The organism is uncultured Roseivirga sp. (genome assembly GCF_963973945.1).
Classification (GTDB): domain Bacteria; phylum Bacteroidota; class Bacteroidia; order Cytophagales; family Cyclobacteriaceae; genus Roseivirga.
In genome coordinates this window covers 796999-813031 of the sequence record NZ_CAXBBV010000001.1, presented here as the reverse complement: position 1 = coordinate 813031, position 16033 = coordinate 796999, and the positions used below count along the sequence as shown (strand labels likewise).

At 40.8% G+C, this 16033-nt stretch carries 11 protein-coding genes; 1 reads left to right on the top strand and 10 read right to left on the bottom strand.

All coding sequences use genetic code 11. The features are described from left to right. Positions 1 to 23: 23 nt before the first annotated feature. The 8 genes from rodA to AAC026_RS03480 all read right to left on the bottom strand — a co-directional run bounded on the left by rodA (position 24) and on the right by AAC026_RS03480 (position 8648). A complete protein-coding gene (gene rodA / locus AAC026_RS03515) occupies positions 24 to 1295 on the bottom strand; it encodes a rod shape-determining protein RodA (protein WP_339695075.1) in 1272 nt (423 codons plus the stop codon). Beyond that, a complete protein-coding gene (locus tag AAC026_RS03510) occupies positions 1292 to 3172 on the bottom strand; it encodes a penicillin-binding transpeptidase domain-containing protein (protein ID WP_339695073.1) in 1881 nt (626 codons plus the stop codon). The genes rodA and AAC026_RS03510 overlap by 4 nt, the downstream gene beginning before the upstream one ends. Continuing rightward, positions 3172 to 3687: a rod shape-determining protein MreD gene (gene mreD / locus AAC026_RS03505; protein ID WP_339695071.1), complete on the bottom strand. Its 516-nt coding sequence runs from the start codon at positions 3685 to 3687 to the stop codon at positions 3172 to 3174. Before mreD ends, AAC026_RS03510 begins: the two co-directional genes overlap by 1 nt. Beyond that, a complete protein-coding gene (mreC, locus tag AAC026_RS03500; RefSeq protein WP_339695069.1) occupies positions 3680 to 4534 on the bottom strand; it encodes a rod shape-determining protein MreC in 855 nt (284 codons plus the stop codon). Before mreC ends, mreD begins: the two co-directional genes overlap by 8 nt. A 6-nt stretch (positions 4535 to 4540) precedes the next feature. Next, on the bottom strand, positions 4541 to 5569 hold the full coding sequence (locus AAC026_RS03495; protein ID WP_339695067.1) for a rod shape-determining protein: 1029 nt from the start codon (positions 5567 to 5569) through the stop codon (positions 4541 to 4543). Positions 5570 to 5647: 78 nt separating this feature from the next. Continuing rightward, entirely contained in the window at positions 5648 to 7177 is a 1530-nt protein-coding gene (gene purH / locus AAC026_RS03490; protein WP_339695065.1) for a bifunctional phosphoribosylaminoimidazolecarboxamide formyltransferase/IMP cyclohydrolase, read from the bottom strand. Between the two features lie 38 nt (positions 7178 to 7215). Beyond that, positions 7216 to 7794: a phosphoribosylglycinamide formyltransferase gene (gene purN, locus AAC026_RS03485; RefSeq protein WP_339695064.1), complete on the bottom strand. Its 579-nt coding sequence runs from the start codon at positions 7792 to 7794 to the stop codon at positions 7216 to 7218. Beyond that, positions 7791 to 8648, bottom strand: coding sequence for a geranylgeranylglycerol-phosphate geranylgeranyltransferase (locus AAC026_RS03480; RefSeq protein WP_339695062.1), 858 nt, complete (start codon positions 8646 to 8648; stop codon positions 7791 to 7793). The genes purN and AAC026_RS03480 overlap by 4 nt, the downstream gene beginning before the upstream one ends. Before the next feature lie 312 nt (positions 8649 to 8960). On the opposite strand from AAC026_RS03480, the gene AAC026_RS03475 reads away from it, so the two are divergent. After that, positions 8961 to 14504: a hypothetical protein gene (locus AAC026_RS03475; RefSeq protein WP_339695060.1), complete on the top strand. Its 5544-nt coding sequence runs from the start codon at positions 8961 to 8963 to the stop codon at positions 14502 to 14504. On the opposite strand, the gene AAC026_RS03470 is transcribed toward AAC026_RS03475, so the two are convergent. Next, entirely contained in the window at positions 14491 to 15108 is a 618-nt protein-coding gene (locus tag AAC026_RS03470; protein ID WP_339695059.1) for a methyltransferase domain-containing protein, read from the bottom strand. The genes AAC026_RS03475 and AAC026_RS03470 overlap by 14 nt on opposite strands. Continuing rightward, positions 15105 to 15944 carry a UbiA family prenyltransferase gene (locus AAC026_RS03465; RefSeq protein ID WP_339695057.1) on the bottom strand — a complete coding sequence of 280 codons (840 nt, stop codon included), beginning with the start codon at positions 15942 to 15944 and terminating at the stop codon, positions 15105 to 15107. Before AAC026_RS03465 ends, AAC026_RS03470 begins: the two co-directional genes overlap by 4 nt. Between the last annotated feature and the right edge of the window lie 89 nt (positions 15945 to 16033).

Here is a 16033-nt window from a genome sequence, read left to right as displayed (position 1 = left end):
AACGGTAAAGGTTTAGGAACGGATCACCTAGAAAGCACCTGAGTTCTGTGCATATCCATTTTAAGGAGCACAAAGAGCATTATGGTAAATGACCAAAGAGATGAGCCCCCATAGCTAAAAAATGGCAGTGGAATACCCACCACAGGAAACAGGCCGATGGTCATGGCGATATTTATGGTGAAGTGGAAAAAGATAATAGAGGCCACCGCATAGCCATAAAACCGTGCAAATTTAAACTTCTGCCTTTCAGCAATTATGGTTATTCTAATCATCAAAACTACAAACAGGGCAATCACAATGAAACTTCCTAACCACCCGTGCTCTTCGGCCAGTGTGCTAAAAATAAAGTCGGTACTTTGTTCTGGTACATAGCCATATTTGGTTTGCGTTCCCTCTAAAAAGCCTTTTCCTGAAAATCCGCCTGATCCAATGGCAATTTTAGATTGATTTAAGTTATAGCCAGCTCCCAGAGGGTCTACCGCAGTTGAATCGAAAATGACAAGTATTCTGTCTTTCTGATACTTCGGTACTAGGTTTTCGAAAGCATAGCCGAAGCCATACGAAAAGCCGACACTCAAAAGTATCAACAACGAGGTAAGCACAATATTGGAAACTGATCTTGAGGTAACCAAAACCCAAATAACGCCTACAACTAACACTATAATAATTATGATATGGATAGGCAATAAAATTGTCAATACACCAACCAAAGCGAAAGCTCCTGCTACAATTAAATAAATAGCGGGTAAGCCTTCTCTAAAAAGAGGGAGAACGAAAGCAAAGAACACCAAAGATGAACCCAAGTCAGGTTGAAGCATAATAAACCCAACGGGTAAGAAAATGATAAACAGGGCTATCAGCTGATGTTTAAATTCTGTAAGCTTAACATTGTTATTAGAAATATACCTAGCCAGCAAAAGGGCGGTGGCTAGCTTGGTAAATTCTGAAGGCTGTAATCGAAAAATGCCCAAGTCGAACCAAGCTCTTGCCCCGTTAATTTTAGCTCCGAAAACTAAAACTCCCATCAACAAAAGGATAAATAAAATATAGAGGTAGGGGGCAAAAGACTCGTAAATACGAAAGTCTAAAAGTAAAATAACGATAATCAGGATTACAGAACCGCCAATAAACAAAAGCTGTCTGCCTGAGCTTAGGTCTATATCAAAAATATTGAATGCGGTTTCGGGATCATAAACTGATGCAAAAATATTGAACCAACCCATAATCACGAGAATGATGTACAGGAAAACAATAGGCCAATCTAGGTTTTTTAATATGGAGTCTCTTTTCCTCAATGCTGCACTAAAGCGTTCTTTCTCGCCTTTTCCAATTTCTTTCTCTCAATTTCCTTCTTCTGCTCTTCATCCAAGAAGTCACCCTTGAGAACGTATTCCTCTTTGTATTGAGAACTCTTATCAAGAGCCCCTTTAAGATACATTTCCATTACTAAACTGGCTGTGGTAGCGGCAGCTCGTCCACCCCAACCCGCATTTTCGATATACACCGCAATAGCGATTTTTGGGTCAGCCACTGGTGCAAAAGCCATAAATACGGAATGGTCTAAGGCCTCGTCTTTCGCTCCATTCTCAGCAGTTCCCGTTTTGCTGGCAATCGTAATATCTTTGATTAACGACCTAAAAGTGCCTTTAGCTGACAGTTTCATACCTTCAATAATCGCAGGATAATAATCCGTTCCCTTTCCTGTAAAGTTCTTCTCAAACTGTTTCAAAGTTACAATTCCGTCCTTTTCAAAACCCTTCACCAAATGTGGTTGAATGTAATGGCCTCTATTGGCAATAATAGCCGCTAGGTTAGCTACTTGTAGAGGTGTTACTAAAATCTCTCCTTGACCTATTGATAAGGACTTAATGGTACTATAAGCCCAATCTTTATTTTTATACATCTTATCATAATGGGCTACATCAGGCACCAAGCCAGAAGCCTCACCGGGAATATCAATTCCAAGTGGAGCACCAAAACCAAACTTCTTTACTGCCTCTGCCCATATGGCCAAACCTATTCGAGAATCGGTAAAAATACTTGGGTCTTTTTTCTGATTTACTACCCTTCTCATTACCTCGAGAAAATAGTTGTTTGAAGATTTCTCTATTCCTCTGGCTACATCATAGTAACCTGCTGGAGCATGGTCTCCAATTCCATTTAAGTTGACAAAGATTTGCTCATCTGCCCTAATAACGCCTTCATCTAAGGCAATAAGTGCTTGCACGGTTTTAAACACAGAGCCCGCAGGGTAGGTGGCCATATGTGCTCTATTGAATAAAAGCTTGGAGCTATCTAAAGCTATTTGGCTAAAGTTCTTTCCAAACTCTCTTCCAGAAAGCATTTTAGGCTCATAAGTAGGGGCAGTGGCCATAACCAATACTTCTCCTGTAGAAGGATCAATAGCCACTATGCTACCAGTTTTTCCTTCTAAAAGTTTCTCGGCATAGGTCTGCAACTCAAGGTCGAAAGTGGTAATCAAGTTTGTGCCAGGTACAGATGCAGTATCGAGAGCACCATCCTTGAACGAGCCCTTTTCTATGCCTCTTACATTTACTTGTTTATAGTTTACTCCCCTTTTCCCGCTCAACAGTCTTTCATACTGCTCTTCTAAACCAGTAATTCCAATATTATCACCAGATCTGTAGTAGCCTGTTGTATCTCTGTCTAATTGACGCCTGCTAATTTCGCCCGTGTAGCCCAACTCGTTGGCCAAAATTGGAGAAGTGTATCCTCTGACTGTTCTTGGGTTTACAAAAAATCCGCTGAACTTATACAGCAAGTCTTGAATCTTGCCATATTCCTCATGCGATATTTTCTTTAGAAATACGGATGGTCTTCCGCGTGGAAGAGTCTTAGCTATCCTCATGTTCTCTAGAAAAACCTCCTTTTCAATTCCCAACAACTCACAAAACTCTGTGGTATCGGCAATAGAAACATCTTTAGGAACGACCATAAGGTCATAGACAGGTTCATTATAAACAATGAGCTCTTTGTTTCTATCGTAAATAAGTCCGCGGAAAGGGTATTGGACAATAGGCTGAATGATATTTCGCTCTGCTCTTACGGTATAATCTTTATCTAATACTTGAATGGCAAACAGCTTGATCAAAAAGATCAATCCAATCAAAATAAATGCCCCTTGTATAATATACCTTCTGTTGTCCCACATTACCGCTTCGCCTTAGAGTAAAAAAGATACTGAATAGCGATCATAAAAACCAGCGAAATGAGGGTTGTAACAATAGATTTAAGAATTGATAAGCCCATTAACTGATTTCCTCCTGATTCAATTAAGAATACGGTGAGGGTGTGAATAAAGATGAGCGGTAACGCATAAATCACAAACCAACCAAGCCCATAATTGGTAATCATGGGTAAGTCATTGACTTCGTAGCCACTTCTGGGTTTGCTCCATTTCATCCAATAAGGACGAAGGAACATAATGAGAACGCATGCGAAGGCATGTATACCGAGTGTGTTATAAAATAAATCTACGATTAGGCCAGCGATTAAGCCAATGACCATGGCCGAAGCAAAGCCGATTTCTAATGGTAGAAAAAGCAAAAACATGAGGTACAGAAAACAAAATCCAATACCAAAAAGCACAAAGTATTTTAGGATAAGCACCTGAAGAAGCATCAGTACTATTGCCGTAAAAGTCAATATGATCAGGTTTCTACTCATTAAAATCTATGGGGTTGTTGATAGAAACAGAATCCTCTTCGTTCTTATATATATTCTCAATAACATAGACATAAGCCAAGGTTCCAAAGTCAACACTTAGGGCTACTTCAATTTCTAAATCACGCTGATTTTGGTCGGGTTTGACACTGGCCACGGTTCCAATCATGATGTCCTTTGGGTAAACAGCATTAAAGCTAGAAGTCACAACAGTGTCTCCGACATTCACATCATCTTCTCGAGTAATGTATAAGAGTTTTGCTATCCTTGGATTACGGCCGTCACCATCCCACTGAATAGTAGCCGTTCTGTTGGAGTTTTTAAGTTTAGCTGAAACTTGATTTCTGGAGTTGAGTAGGGAAATACCGCTGGAATAGTTTTTAGAAACTGATCTAATTTTACCAACCACACCTTTCTGGCTAATCACACCCATCCCAGGTTGAATCCCGTCTTTGCTTCCTTTATTAATTTTAAAGAAGTTATGGCTTAGACGGATAGAATTATCTACTATTTCAGCTGCAATTAATTTATAATGGATAGCGTCAGTAGTATCGGTGTCAATATCAAAAGTTTTAAGGGAATCTATCGGAGTTTCTGTTACCCTTAAAAGAAGCGCTCTTAACATAGCGTTCTCTTCCGCTAAGTCGCTGTTCACTTTTTTCAGGCTGAAGTAGTCGCTGATATTATTTGTCCTTTCATTGATGTTTCCAACAAAACCAGAAGCTGCACTGAAGTATGCCGCCCTTTGGTAATTGTTGTTTCGAACAATCATCCAAATACATAGCAACTCCAGTGTTAGAAATGTAAAAAAAGCTCGGTACTTATAAAGAAAAACAAATAACTGACCCATTCATTATCAAGTCATTAACACCGCTCTGTATTGATCAATGTTTTTCAAGGCCTCACCAGTTCCACGCACTACCGCTCTTAACGGATCGTCTGCAATGTGAATTGGTAATTTGGTTTTCAAAGCCAAACGCCTGTCCAAACCTTTAAGCATTGCACCACCACCTGTGAGGTGAATTCCGCGATCATAAATATCGGCAGAAAGTTCTGGTGGAGAAATTTCAAGGGCTTTTAGCACTGCCTCTTCAATTTTAGAAACAGATTTATCTAGCGCAAAGGCAATTTCGGAATAAGAGATTTTAATCACCTTTGGAATTCCAGTCATTAAATCACGTCCTCGGATTTCGTAGTCGTCTGGTGCATCATCTAATTCTGTTAAGGCAGATCCAATGGCAATCTTTACCTTTTCAGCAGATCGTTCTCCAATCAAAAGATTATGCTGTCTCCTCATGTAATCAAGAATATCCTTGGTAAAGGTGTCTCCTGCTACTCTGATCGATTGGTCACAAACGATTCCAGAAAGGGCGATTACTGCAATCTCTGTTGTTCCTCCCCCAATATCTACAATCATTGAGCCCATAGGCTCGTCAATTTTAATTCCTGTTCCAATGGCCGCAGCAATTGGTTCGTAAATCATGTACACCTCTTTGGCGTTGGCATGTTCGGCCGAATCGCGAACCGCTCTTTTTTCTACTTCAGTAATTCCAGAAGGAATACAAATGACCATTCGATGCGATGACGGCATAAAGCTTCTTCGTTTCAAATCAATCATTTTGATCATTCCCTTGATCATTAGCTCGGCAGCTTCGAAATCCGCAATTACGCCATCCTTCAAAGGACGAATGGTTTTAATGTTTTCATGCGTTTTTTCATGCATGTTCATCGCGTCCTTTCCAATAGCCAACACCTTATTTGTGTTTCTATCTATAGCAATGATAGACGGTTCGTCTACAACGATTTTATCTTTATGTATGATAAGGGTATTTGCTGTACCCAAGTCAATTGCAATGTCACTTGTAAGAAAGTCGAAAAACCCCATATCCAGTCTTGTCTCCTATATTTTATATCCTTGAAAGTTACGAATAACTCGCAATTATCTAAGGGTTGAAAAATTCTTTTAATGTTTAAAATGACGAGTGCCTGTAAACACCATCGCCATGCTGTTTTTATCGCAAAACTCAATTGAAAGATCATCCTTAATAGAACCTCCAGGTTGAATTACCGCAACAATACCCTCGTTCTTGGCTATTTCTACGCAATCGGGGAATGGAAAAAAAGCATCTGAAGCCATTACAGCTCCATTCAAATCAAAACCAAAAACTTTGGCCTTTTCAATGGCTTGCTTCAAAGCATCGACCCTCGATGTTTGACCTACACCGCTAGAAAGCATTTGACCATCTTTTGCTAAAATAATGGTGTTCGATTTAGTGTGTTTACAAATTTTGCTCGCAAAAGCTAAGGCCTGATTTTCGGCATCAGAGGTGGCTTTCTTTGTTACTTGTTTGAAGTCAGAAATTTGATCAGTTACTAAATCTCTGTCCTGAACAATAACGCCATTTAATAAACTTTTAAACTGCTTTTTAGTGTTTAAAGCTTGTTTCTTTACTAGTAAAATTCGATTCTTTTTACCTTTTAGTAACTCAAGAGCATCGGTATCAAACGCTGGGGCAATTAATACTTCGAAGAAAAGTGTATTCAACTCTTCCGCAGCCGCCAAATCAATTGGTTGGTTACTTACCAACACTCCGCCAAAAGCACTTACTGTATCGGCAGCAAAGGCTTTTAAGTATGCCTCTTTCACGGTGCTACCAGTAGCAACGCCACAAGCGTTGGTATGTTTTAAAATGGCAAAAGCCTTTTCATCGTTAGAAAATTCCTCGATTAAACTTACGGCAGCATCAACATCTACCAAGTTGTTATAAGAAAGTTCTTTTCCATTTAATTTTTCGAAAAGCTCGTCAAGTGGGCCAAAGAACTGACCTTTCTGATGTGGGTTTTCTCCGTAGCGCAAGGTTTGTCCTTCCGTTTGGCTCACCTTAAACCTTTCAAGGGTCTCGTCTTGATTAAAATAATTGAAAATTGCTGTATCATAATGAGACGATACGTCAAAGGCTTGAGCCGCAAAAGCTTTTCTATCTGAAAGATCAGTGCTACCGTTTTTCTCATGAAGCAGTTTCTCCAAGGTAGGGTATTGCTCTCTTGACGAAACAATTACCACATCTTTAAAATTCTTGGCTGCAGCTCTAATCAATGAAATTCCACCGATGTCTATTTTCTCAATAATATCTTGTTCTGGTGCTCCTGAAGCTACTGTAGCCTCAAAAGGATACAAGTCTACAATCACCAAATCAATAGAAGGAATTTCAAATTCCTTTGCTTGTTTTAAGTCGTCAGAGTTATCTCTCCTATGCAAAATCCCACCAAATACTTTTGGGTGAAGGGTCTTTACCCTACCTCCGAAAATCGATGGGTAGCTTGTAAGGTCTTCTACAGCCGTTACGGGAACTCCCAATTCTTCAATAAAAGTTTGGGTACCTCCTGTTGAATAAATTTGAACACCTAATGCTCCCAATTTCTCAACAATTGGAGCAAGGTTATCTTTATGAAAAACTGAAATTAATGCGGATTGAATCTTAACCTGCGACATTTAGGTTGATTTTTAATTAAGTCGCAAAACTAGGCATTTTAGAACTTATTAAGAACTAGATTCTCAATCACTTTTGGATATTTTTCATGTTCTAACACCTGAACCTTTTTTGCGATTTTTTCTGATGAGTCGTTTGGTTCAATATCACAAGAAAATTGAGCAAGTACTGAGCCTTCATCATAATGTTGGTTCACCAAGTGAATAGTAATGCCAGTCTCTTTTTCACCAGCGGCCTTCACCGCCTCATGCACATGCATTCCGTACATTCCTTTGCCTCCGAACTTAGGCAAAAGTGCAGGGTGAATATTCACAATTTTATTCGGAAAGGCGTCAACCAAATAAGAGGGAACCAACCACATAAAGCCTGCTAGTACCACAAAATCAACTTGGTGACCATGTAATACCTGCAAAACAGATTGGCTATCATAAAATTCTTGTCGAGAAAAAGACAAACTGGGAATGTCAAACTTTTTAGCCCTATCTAAAACACCCGCATCCTTTTTATTGCTCAACAAAAGCACAACCTCAACTTGGTCGTGATTTTTGAAATTCTCAAATATTTTTTCGGCATTGGTGCCGTTGCCAGAGGCAAAAACTGCTATCCGTTTTTTGTTCATATCCAAACCATACTGATAATACCCATCAGCATAATAACTTTACAAAATGTACTGAGCCTATGGTAATCCTTTACCTTATCAGCTTTTAAAAGCTCAAATATGAGGAAAATCATTACAACTGAAAGCGTGATTGGGAGAACAATATTTACAGAAATCATTAATAAAAAGACGACTATACAAAAAACCAAAGAGATCACATATATGATTTTCTTTGTTTGAGCAATTCCAAAAACTATTGGAAGGGTTTTACAACCAAACCTTTCATCTCCTTTTAAATCTTCCATATCCTTGATAATCTCTCTAATGAGCGTTATAAAACCAGCGAATATGGCGTAACACAAAACCAAGTACTCTCGCTCACGAAAGTATTGCCCAACTAAAAAAAGTGTTGTTCCTGTAAGAATAGCAATAGTTAAATTACCAATAAAGGGTAGCCTTTTAAGTTGGTTAGAATAAAGCCAAAGAAGGAAGGCCGCCATAAAATTAATGATACCTATGATTGGAGAGACATAGAAACCAATTCCGATTCCTAAAAAATTCAAAGCGGTATGTCCAATAATTATCCACCTTCTTTTTAGGCTTTTACCAACCATGACCCTGTCGGGCCGGTTTATGTAATCGATTTTTACATCATAATAGTCATTGATTAAATAGCCAGCACTGGTAATAACCACTGTGGAGAGTACTAACAAAAAGAATTTCTCATCACTCAACAGCTCCCAAGTAAATCCTTTGTGGAGCAAAAAAATGGCCGTAAAATATTGCGTAAGCCCTACAATAATAAGGTTAAGGCCTCTTACCATTTTGAGGTATTTAAAAACAGAAAACGGACCTGACATTGTAGAAACCTGCATTAGCCTTTAATACGATATAAAGGTACGCTAGTTCACCTACATACAATATTTAAACCCAATTGAAGTTTGGGTGGCAATTAGAAAAACCAGAGTCTTAAATTGGGAAAAGGTTTTCAATTTGAGAATAATTTCCTTTGGATTCTTATTGTTTTATAATAAAAAAACCAACACTTTTGCTTCTATAGGCAAGAAATAAACTCTTGGCACTGTTTTTCTCGTATTTGTATAAAGGCTAAAGTCTTTTGCAAATCAAGTACTTTGAAAATAGACGGAGCTTATTTAATGTTTTGTTCACCTAAACGTATTCTATTAATGCCAAAACTGCTCAAGGTATTCCTTGCTACATGTTTGATCGTATGGTCAAACCAAGCAGCTCTTGGACAGTCCCCAATTACCACCATCAACGTAGCTTCTGCAGCTGCTCCTGATTCTCAATACAATCAAACTGCCCCAACTGATGCAGGAAACAACATTAATAATAGTGGCTCAACCGTTTATACTGTGCGCAATGGTCAAGGAAACGACATTGAAGTTACGAGCTATATCGTAGGCGGTAATACATATAATAACTTTCTTACTCCAGATACCTTAGCACTAAGACGTACCGATGGAAGTAGGTTCGTAAATATTTGGTATACCTTAATACAAATCAATACAGGTACAACCCCCAATCAGTTAGATTTAGACCCAAGAGCCGTTGCGGATGCTGACCTCATTTATCAAACTCGAAATATTAATGCAGGCTATGATAATATTTTAGTGAATGATGATGATTTGGCTGGTGATGCTATTCAGGCCCAAATTGAACGAGTAGATGCTATTTGGTATACGGGTATTGTTACCTGCGAGCCTGATAATGCAGTTTTCCCTATAATAGAAAGAGGTGGTAATGATAATATTAGAGTAGCGGCTATTACTTCCTTAGATAGTAACGGTGATCCAAACGGATATTCTTCATCTGTACTTATTGAGACCTCTGACTGGCCGGGGACAGGAAGCACATTTAATAATTACCTGATTCTAAGAAGGCAAATAGTAGGGCAAAACCCTTTGCCACTGATTAACATTGGAACGATTGCAGGACAAGCCGCTCAAACGGTACAGGGTGTAGCGGTTTCATTTACTGAGCTTGGAATTGCACCCAATCAGGTCGTCTATGGTTATTCTATTTTTGCTTCTGACACAAATGAGGCGACTCCTGGAATTGATCTAACCGATATTAATACTTTTCCTACAAATACCCTTTCTTCTGTTTCTGGATTAGATTTAGTAGCAGGTGTTTCGGCAGCCGTTTCATCAGATAATTGCCTTACCCCGGCAGTAGGACCTGGAGGATATAAGGCCGCTTTGACTACATGGCTCAAGGCGAATGTAGGAGTTACTACCGCTACAGATGGCAGCACCATAAGCGACTGGCAAGACCAGTGGGTGGGCGACAATGATGCCACCTCAAGCACGGGAACAGTGGTGTACAGAAGCACAACCAGCAATATCAACTTTAACCCAACCGCTGAATTCGGAAATGGAAACAACAGCTTGGACATTGCAAATAATAACGGCTTCAACACTGCCTCGTCATACACCAGAAAGGGGATCAACTTGGCTTTTCGTACCAGTACAAGCGATATTAACACAAGACAAGTATTGTTTGAGCAAGGAGGAAACACAAGGGGGATTAATATCTATATCCGTAATGGAAGCCTTCACCTTACCGCATGGAACAGGGCAAACGATGGAGCTGGATCACCATGGAATGATAGCGGCAATGTAACCACAATAAGCACCCCAATATTTACAAATAGAGAGTACATTGTTACATTTGAAGAAAACGGAAACTCATCAGGAACAGGCACCATAACAGCCTACCTCAATGGCCAAAGTTTTGGCTCCTTTGGGAGCGTAGGCCTGCTCTATCAACATACAGGTGGAATTCAGTTTGGAGGATCAGACGGGAATACGAGGTTTGATGACGGTTCAAATAGCAGCGGCAACTCCTATTATGGAGAAATATCAGAGATGATCTACTGTAATGAGCCGGGCGCCTTTCCGCTTACCCAACGCAACAGGATTGAAAGTTATTTGGCCATTAAATACGGGATCACACTCGATCAGGCCACCCCGATCAACTATGTAAACTCAGCAGGTTCCGTCATCTTCAATACCACCTCAGCAGCATCAATTGGAGGGTTTTTAGAATACAACAGAGATATTGCAGGCATTGGCCGTGATGACAACTCAGCCTTTGAGCAGATCAAATCAAGAAGCGAGAACAACAACTCGGTAGTCACAATGGATCATGGAGGAAGCTTTACCACCAATGACTCTTGGTTAATCTGGGGCAATGATGGAGGCGCAGACACCGATACAGAAACTACCGATGTTCCCCCATTAGTATCTCAAAGAGTAGAAAGAGTTTGGCGTGCCGGAGAAACAGGCGAAACAGGCAACAACTCCATTTCGTTTGACCTCGATGAACTCAGTATTTCTGGCAGCCCCGGAGCCTCTGACTACAGTTTGCTTGTGGCCGGCAACAGCTCCAATGGCGACTTTTCTTCCGCCTCGGTAATCACGGGCGGTATCATTTCAGGAAACACAATAACCTTTAACAATGTAAACCTTTCCAACGGCCAGTACTTTACAATTGGGACAGGCTTTATTGATTGTGCCCCCGGAGACGTAAGCTCAAACCTGACCCTCTGGCTCAAAGCCGACATAGGCCCAAGCTCAACCACAAATGGAGCAAATGTAAGCACATGGTCCGACCAGGCCGGGAGCAACAATGCCACCGCAGTTTCGGGCGATGAGCCCAACTACGAGAGCAACTCCATCAACTTTAACCCCGCCCTTAATTTTGATGCAGCCAATACCGAAGAAATCTCTGGAAGTGGTGGTTTTAACTCCAGCGCCTATTACATGGTCATTAATACCGATGCCGCATATACTTCGGCCTCGGCACAAGAAAGTATCATGGAGTTTGTGGTGCCTGCCGGAGCAACCAACCAGTTCGGAAGCTTGCTTCTGGGCACAGCAACCGGAGCCTTTGCAGACGAGATAATAACCCATGCCATTGGCGGAACGGGAACCCGTTACAGAAGGGGCACAACACAGGCCGCCTTTGGTGCAATAGCCAATAATACCACCATGATGTTTGGGGTTAAGAACAATGCGGCAAACAACAGTACAGAGCTATTTGTAAACGGCCGAAACCAAGCAAACTTAATAGACGGCAGTTTGCTTACCTCCACCAATGTGGCATACCGTATTGGAGGAAACCTAGACGCCAACACCTTCACCAACGACAACTTTGATGGGCAAATAGCTGAAGTCATTTCATTCTCTGCCCGCCCTTCAGATGCAGAGCACAACAGGATACAATCCTATTTGGCCATTAAATACGGAATTACCTTGAGCCAGAACACAGCACAGAACTATGTAAACTCATCTGGTACTACCGTTTGGAATGCCACAACCAACAGTACATACAATAGAGACATTGCAGGCATAGCCCGTGATGACGGATCCTGTTTACAGCAGAAACAATCAAAAAGCGCCAACTCAGGCTCAATTGTCACTATAGGCAACGGAGGAATCTTTTCCGACAACTCCACTAACCCCAATAACTTCTTGGCAGACAACTCCTATTTAGTTTGGGGTAGAGATGCGGGCAGTGCATTGCAGTCAGGAGCAAATACAGTTGACGTACCAGGCAATGTGACCGAACGCATGACAAGGATTTGGAGAGTAGACGAATCAGGATCGGTTGGAAACACATCCGTCTCTTTTGACCTCACAGGTCTAGGCTACTCCTCCAATGCCTCAGATTTCCAACTGATCACCTCTTCCACCTCCACTATGGCCAGCGGGTCAACCATTTCAGGAGGAACCTTCAATGGCAACGTGATCACCTTCAACAATGTAGACTTTGCTGATGGAGACTTCTTTACATTAGGCACCGCCCGTGAAACCTGTGGCCCCGGTGGAATCACCACAGACTTGGCACTATGGCTAAGAGCAGATGATGGAACAGGTACCACAACAAACAATACTGACCTAGACACTTGGGCCGATCAGAGCCCCAATGGCAGAAATGCCAGTGAAGCTGATTTAGGCGGAGCAGTGCCGGTAGAACCAAAATACCTGACCAGCCAAATAAACTTTAACCCAGCAATTAACTTTAGTGACCCCAACTCCACCAATGCTTCATTTATGGCAACCTCAGGAGGCAATAACGTTTCAGAAGACTTTACTTTGATTGCAGTTTTTGAGACAGGCCAAACAGGAGGTTCAACCAGCAATTTTGAAGACGCCCCAGCCATTATTGGCGGAGGCGACTCAGGAGGATCGGCAGATTACGGGCTGGGCATTTCAGGAGGAAGAGTGCATGTAAACGCATCCAACAACTCAACCCTGAATGTACGAAGTACCGCTGGGCCAGTGTACAATAACTTTGAGCCCTTTATAGCCACTGCAACAAGGGTAAGGTCCACAGCTGCAGGCTCCATTCAGCTCTATATCAACTCCCTCAGTGTAGGCTCCTCAGCTTCCACCAACACCTCCCTTACAGGGCCAGCCTCTTTCGGAATCGGAAACCACTCCGACCCAAATGTTGCCTCACAGTTCAGTGGCAGAGTAGCAGAAGTATTGGTGTTCTCCGATGACCTGACCGCCACAGAAAGACAAAGGGTTGAATCGTATCTGGCAGTGAAATACGGTATCACAAGAAACGCTGGAGGCACCGCCACAGAAGACTACCAGTCATCAGCCGGCACAATCACTTGGGACTGGTCAGAACAACCAGTGTACAACAACGACATTGCCGGCATTGGACGTGATGATGACTCTTGTTTCCAACAATGGAAATCAAAAAGTGAAAATGATGATGCTATTGTGACTATGGAAATGGCCGGAGCATTCTCGGCAGATAACTCATTCTTAATTTGGGGAAATGACAATGTGGCCAAAACGGGCACTAGAGCAGAAGGTAATACAGAATACAATTCTTCTCAAGTAAGTGGTCGACTGTTCAGAGAATGGTATGTGCAAGAAACCGGAACTGTTGGAAATGTAAACTTAACCTTTGAACTGGCTGACATAATGGGGCCAAGTGGTGTCGGTACAAACAACCTAAACCAAGTAAGATTAATGCTTGATGCTGACGGTAACTTTACTTCAGGAGCAACCTTGGTGGCTCCAGCTTCAATCAATGCAACCAACAAAACGGTCACTTTTACAGTCAACTTAAGCGACACGCAGTTCTTCACCTTAGGCTCATTACAGGCTGCCTCGTTACCTATTACTTTATTATCTTTTGACGCTCAAAAAACGAATGAGGATTATGTTCGACTAGATTGGAGTACAGCAGCAGAGTTCAATAATGCATACTTCACAATTGAGAGAAGTTCAAATGGAGAAGACTTTGAAAGCATACACAGACTAGTAGGGGCTGGTAGTAGTGACGAAGTGAATAACTACTTCTTTATCGACAAAGAGGCTAAATCTGGTAATAACTTCTATCGCCTTAGACAAACAGATTTCAATGGAACTTCAACCGTTTCCGAAATTAAAAGGGTATTTGTTGAGAAAAAGACTACGACTCAAACCTTCAACGTTTTTCCTAATCCTGTAAATAGAGGAGAGCTGATTACTTTAGAATACAACGTTGAAGCAGAAAGTGAAGTACTTGTGCAAATGATTTCAAGTGCGGGTGTACTTATCAATAGCCAATCTGTAATACTTCAACCTGAAACAGGAAACCTAGAGCTGGAAACAAAAGAGTTAAGTAGAGGTTTAATAATGGTTGTTATCACCGATAAAGTGACTCAAAAGAGACAAACCTTTAAGGTTATTGTTCGCTAGAATAAACCGAAGAAAATATTAGGCCATTCATTAATGTGAAATTTTCGCTTCTTGAATGGCCTATTTTTTTGAACTTAAGATCAAAATTGAGGAGTGATTTTGACTCTAGCTTTGAAGTTATCTTGAAAAATCTGAACATAAGCCACAGTAACAACTGATGACTAAATCGACCATTATTCTGAAAGTCTGAACAAATCCATATTCCATCCTTATCCAATTTCTCCGAAAGCGTTGTCATCACTTGATCTAAACGCGGTTCAGAAAAAACATCTAGAAAGAAATTGGTGATAATTACATCATATTTCTGACCAAGAGGAATAGCACTTTCATCACCATGTATAAAGTTGACCGAGTCCTTGACACAGTTCTTTTTTGATAGGGAGATCATCTTCTCAGAGGCTTCTACATAAGTAAGCCTCCCTTTAAAATCAGTGTTGAACAGTTCGTTGATAATCCATCCAGTGCCTCCACCGATGATCAAAACATTGGCATTTCCCGGAATCAAGGGTAAAAAATGAGTTTGAATCTTCTTTAGATTTCTTCCAAAAACAACTTTCGCCAAGCCGTCATATACAGGAGCAATAAGATCGAAATTGTTCTTCACAGTAAAAGAAAAATCAGAGGAAAAAAGAAGATGCCATCACCAACCCATCTGTACCTATCTTTATGCTGAAAAAAGGTCGGGTACCTTAAAAGTACAGCCAAGACCAAAGTCATCATAAACAGTATATACTCTGAGTTCAGCCACCGCGCGCCTGTCATAACTGGGTTTAGATAAATCATTCCACAAACAATAAGCAGTACATTTAAAACCAGAATGATAACGGCCAGCCTTCTCACAAAAGCCTTACCGTAAAGTGTTGCGATAGACTGAGTATTGTTACTTCTATCATTATTATATTCGAATATGGGAAATACAAGTAGGTTGGTAACTACAATGAGAAAAAACACAGCGAATACATACAGCACAAAAACATCCCAGTGTTTCAATAAACTCAGCGGTGCTACAAAAATTCCAAAGCTGTAGATTATAGCCGCCAAAAACTCTTTATGCCAAGTCTTGTTGAGCTTAAGTAGGTGCAAGGAGCCAATGTAAATCAAAACCAAAAGCGCTAGAATCAAACCAAGTTTTGTAGTAACCCATGGCAAGTAATACAGATTTAATACTCCTACGAGAAAGACAATAGCAGTAGCATATATAATTGGTTTGAAGTACTTCTGGTGAAAAGCATGACGTTGGTTAGTCGAGTTGCCACCATCCTTTTTAGCATCAAATAGATGATCTATGGTATATATGAGCCAGATAGCTACGCCCAAACCTACCAGCATTGAGCTTTCTAACCGTACCTCAAACAGCTTAGCCACATACAGGCTACAAATTACTGCGCCTGCCGTAACATCAAGGCTAAGGTTCTGTATAAGAGTCAAAAGCTTTCTCATATTATCTAGCCTCAATTTATAGAAACTTATGAAGCGAAAGCAAACAAAAAAGCCCTCTGATTTCTCATAAGGGCTTTCTCTACTTATTA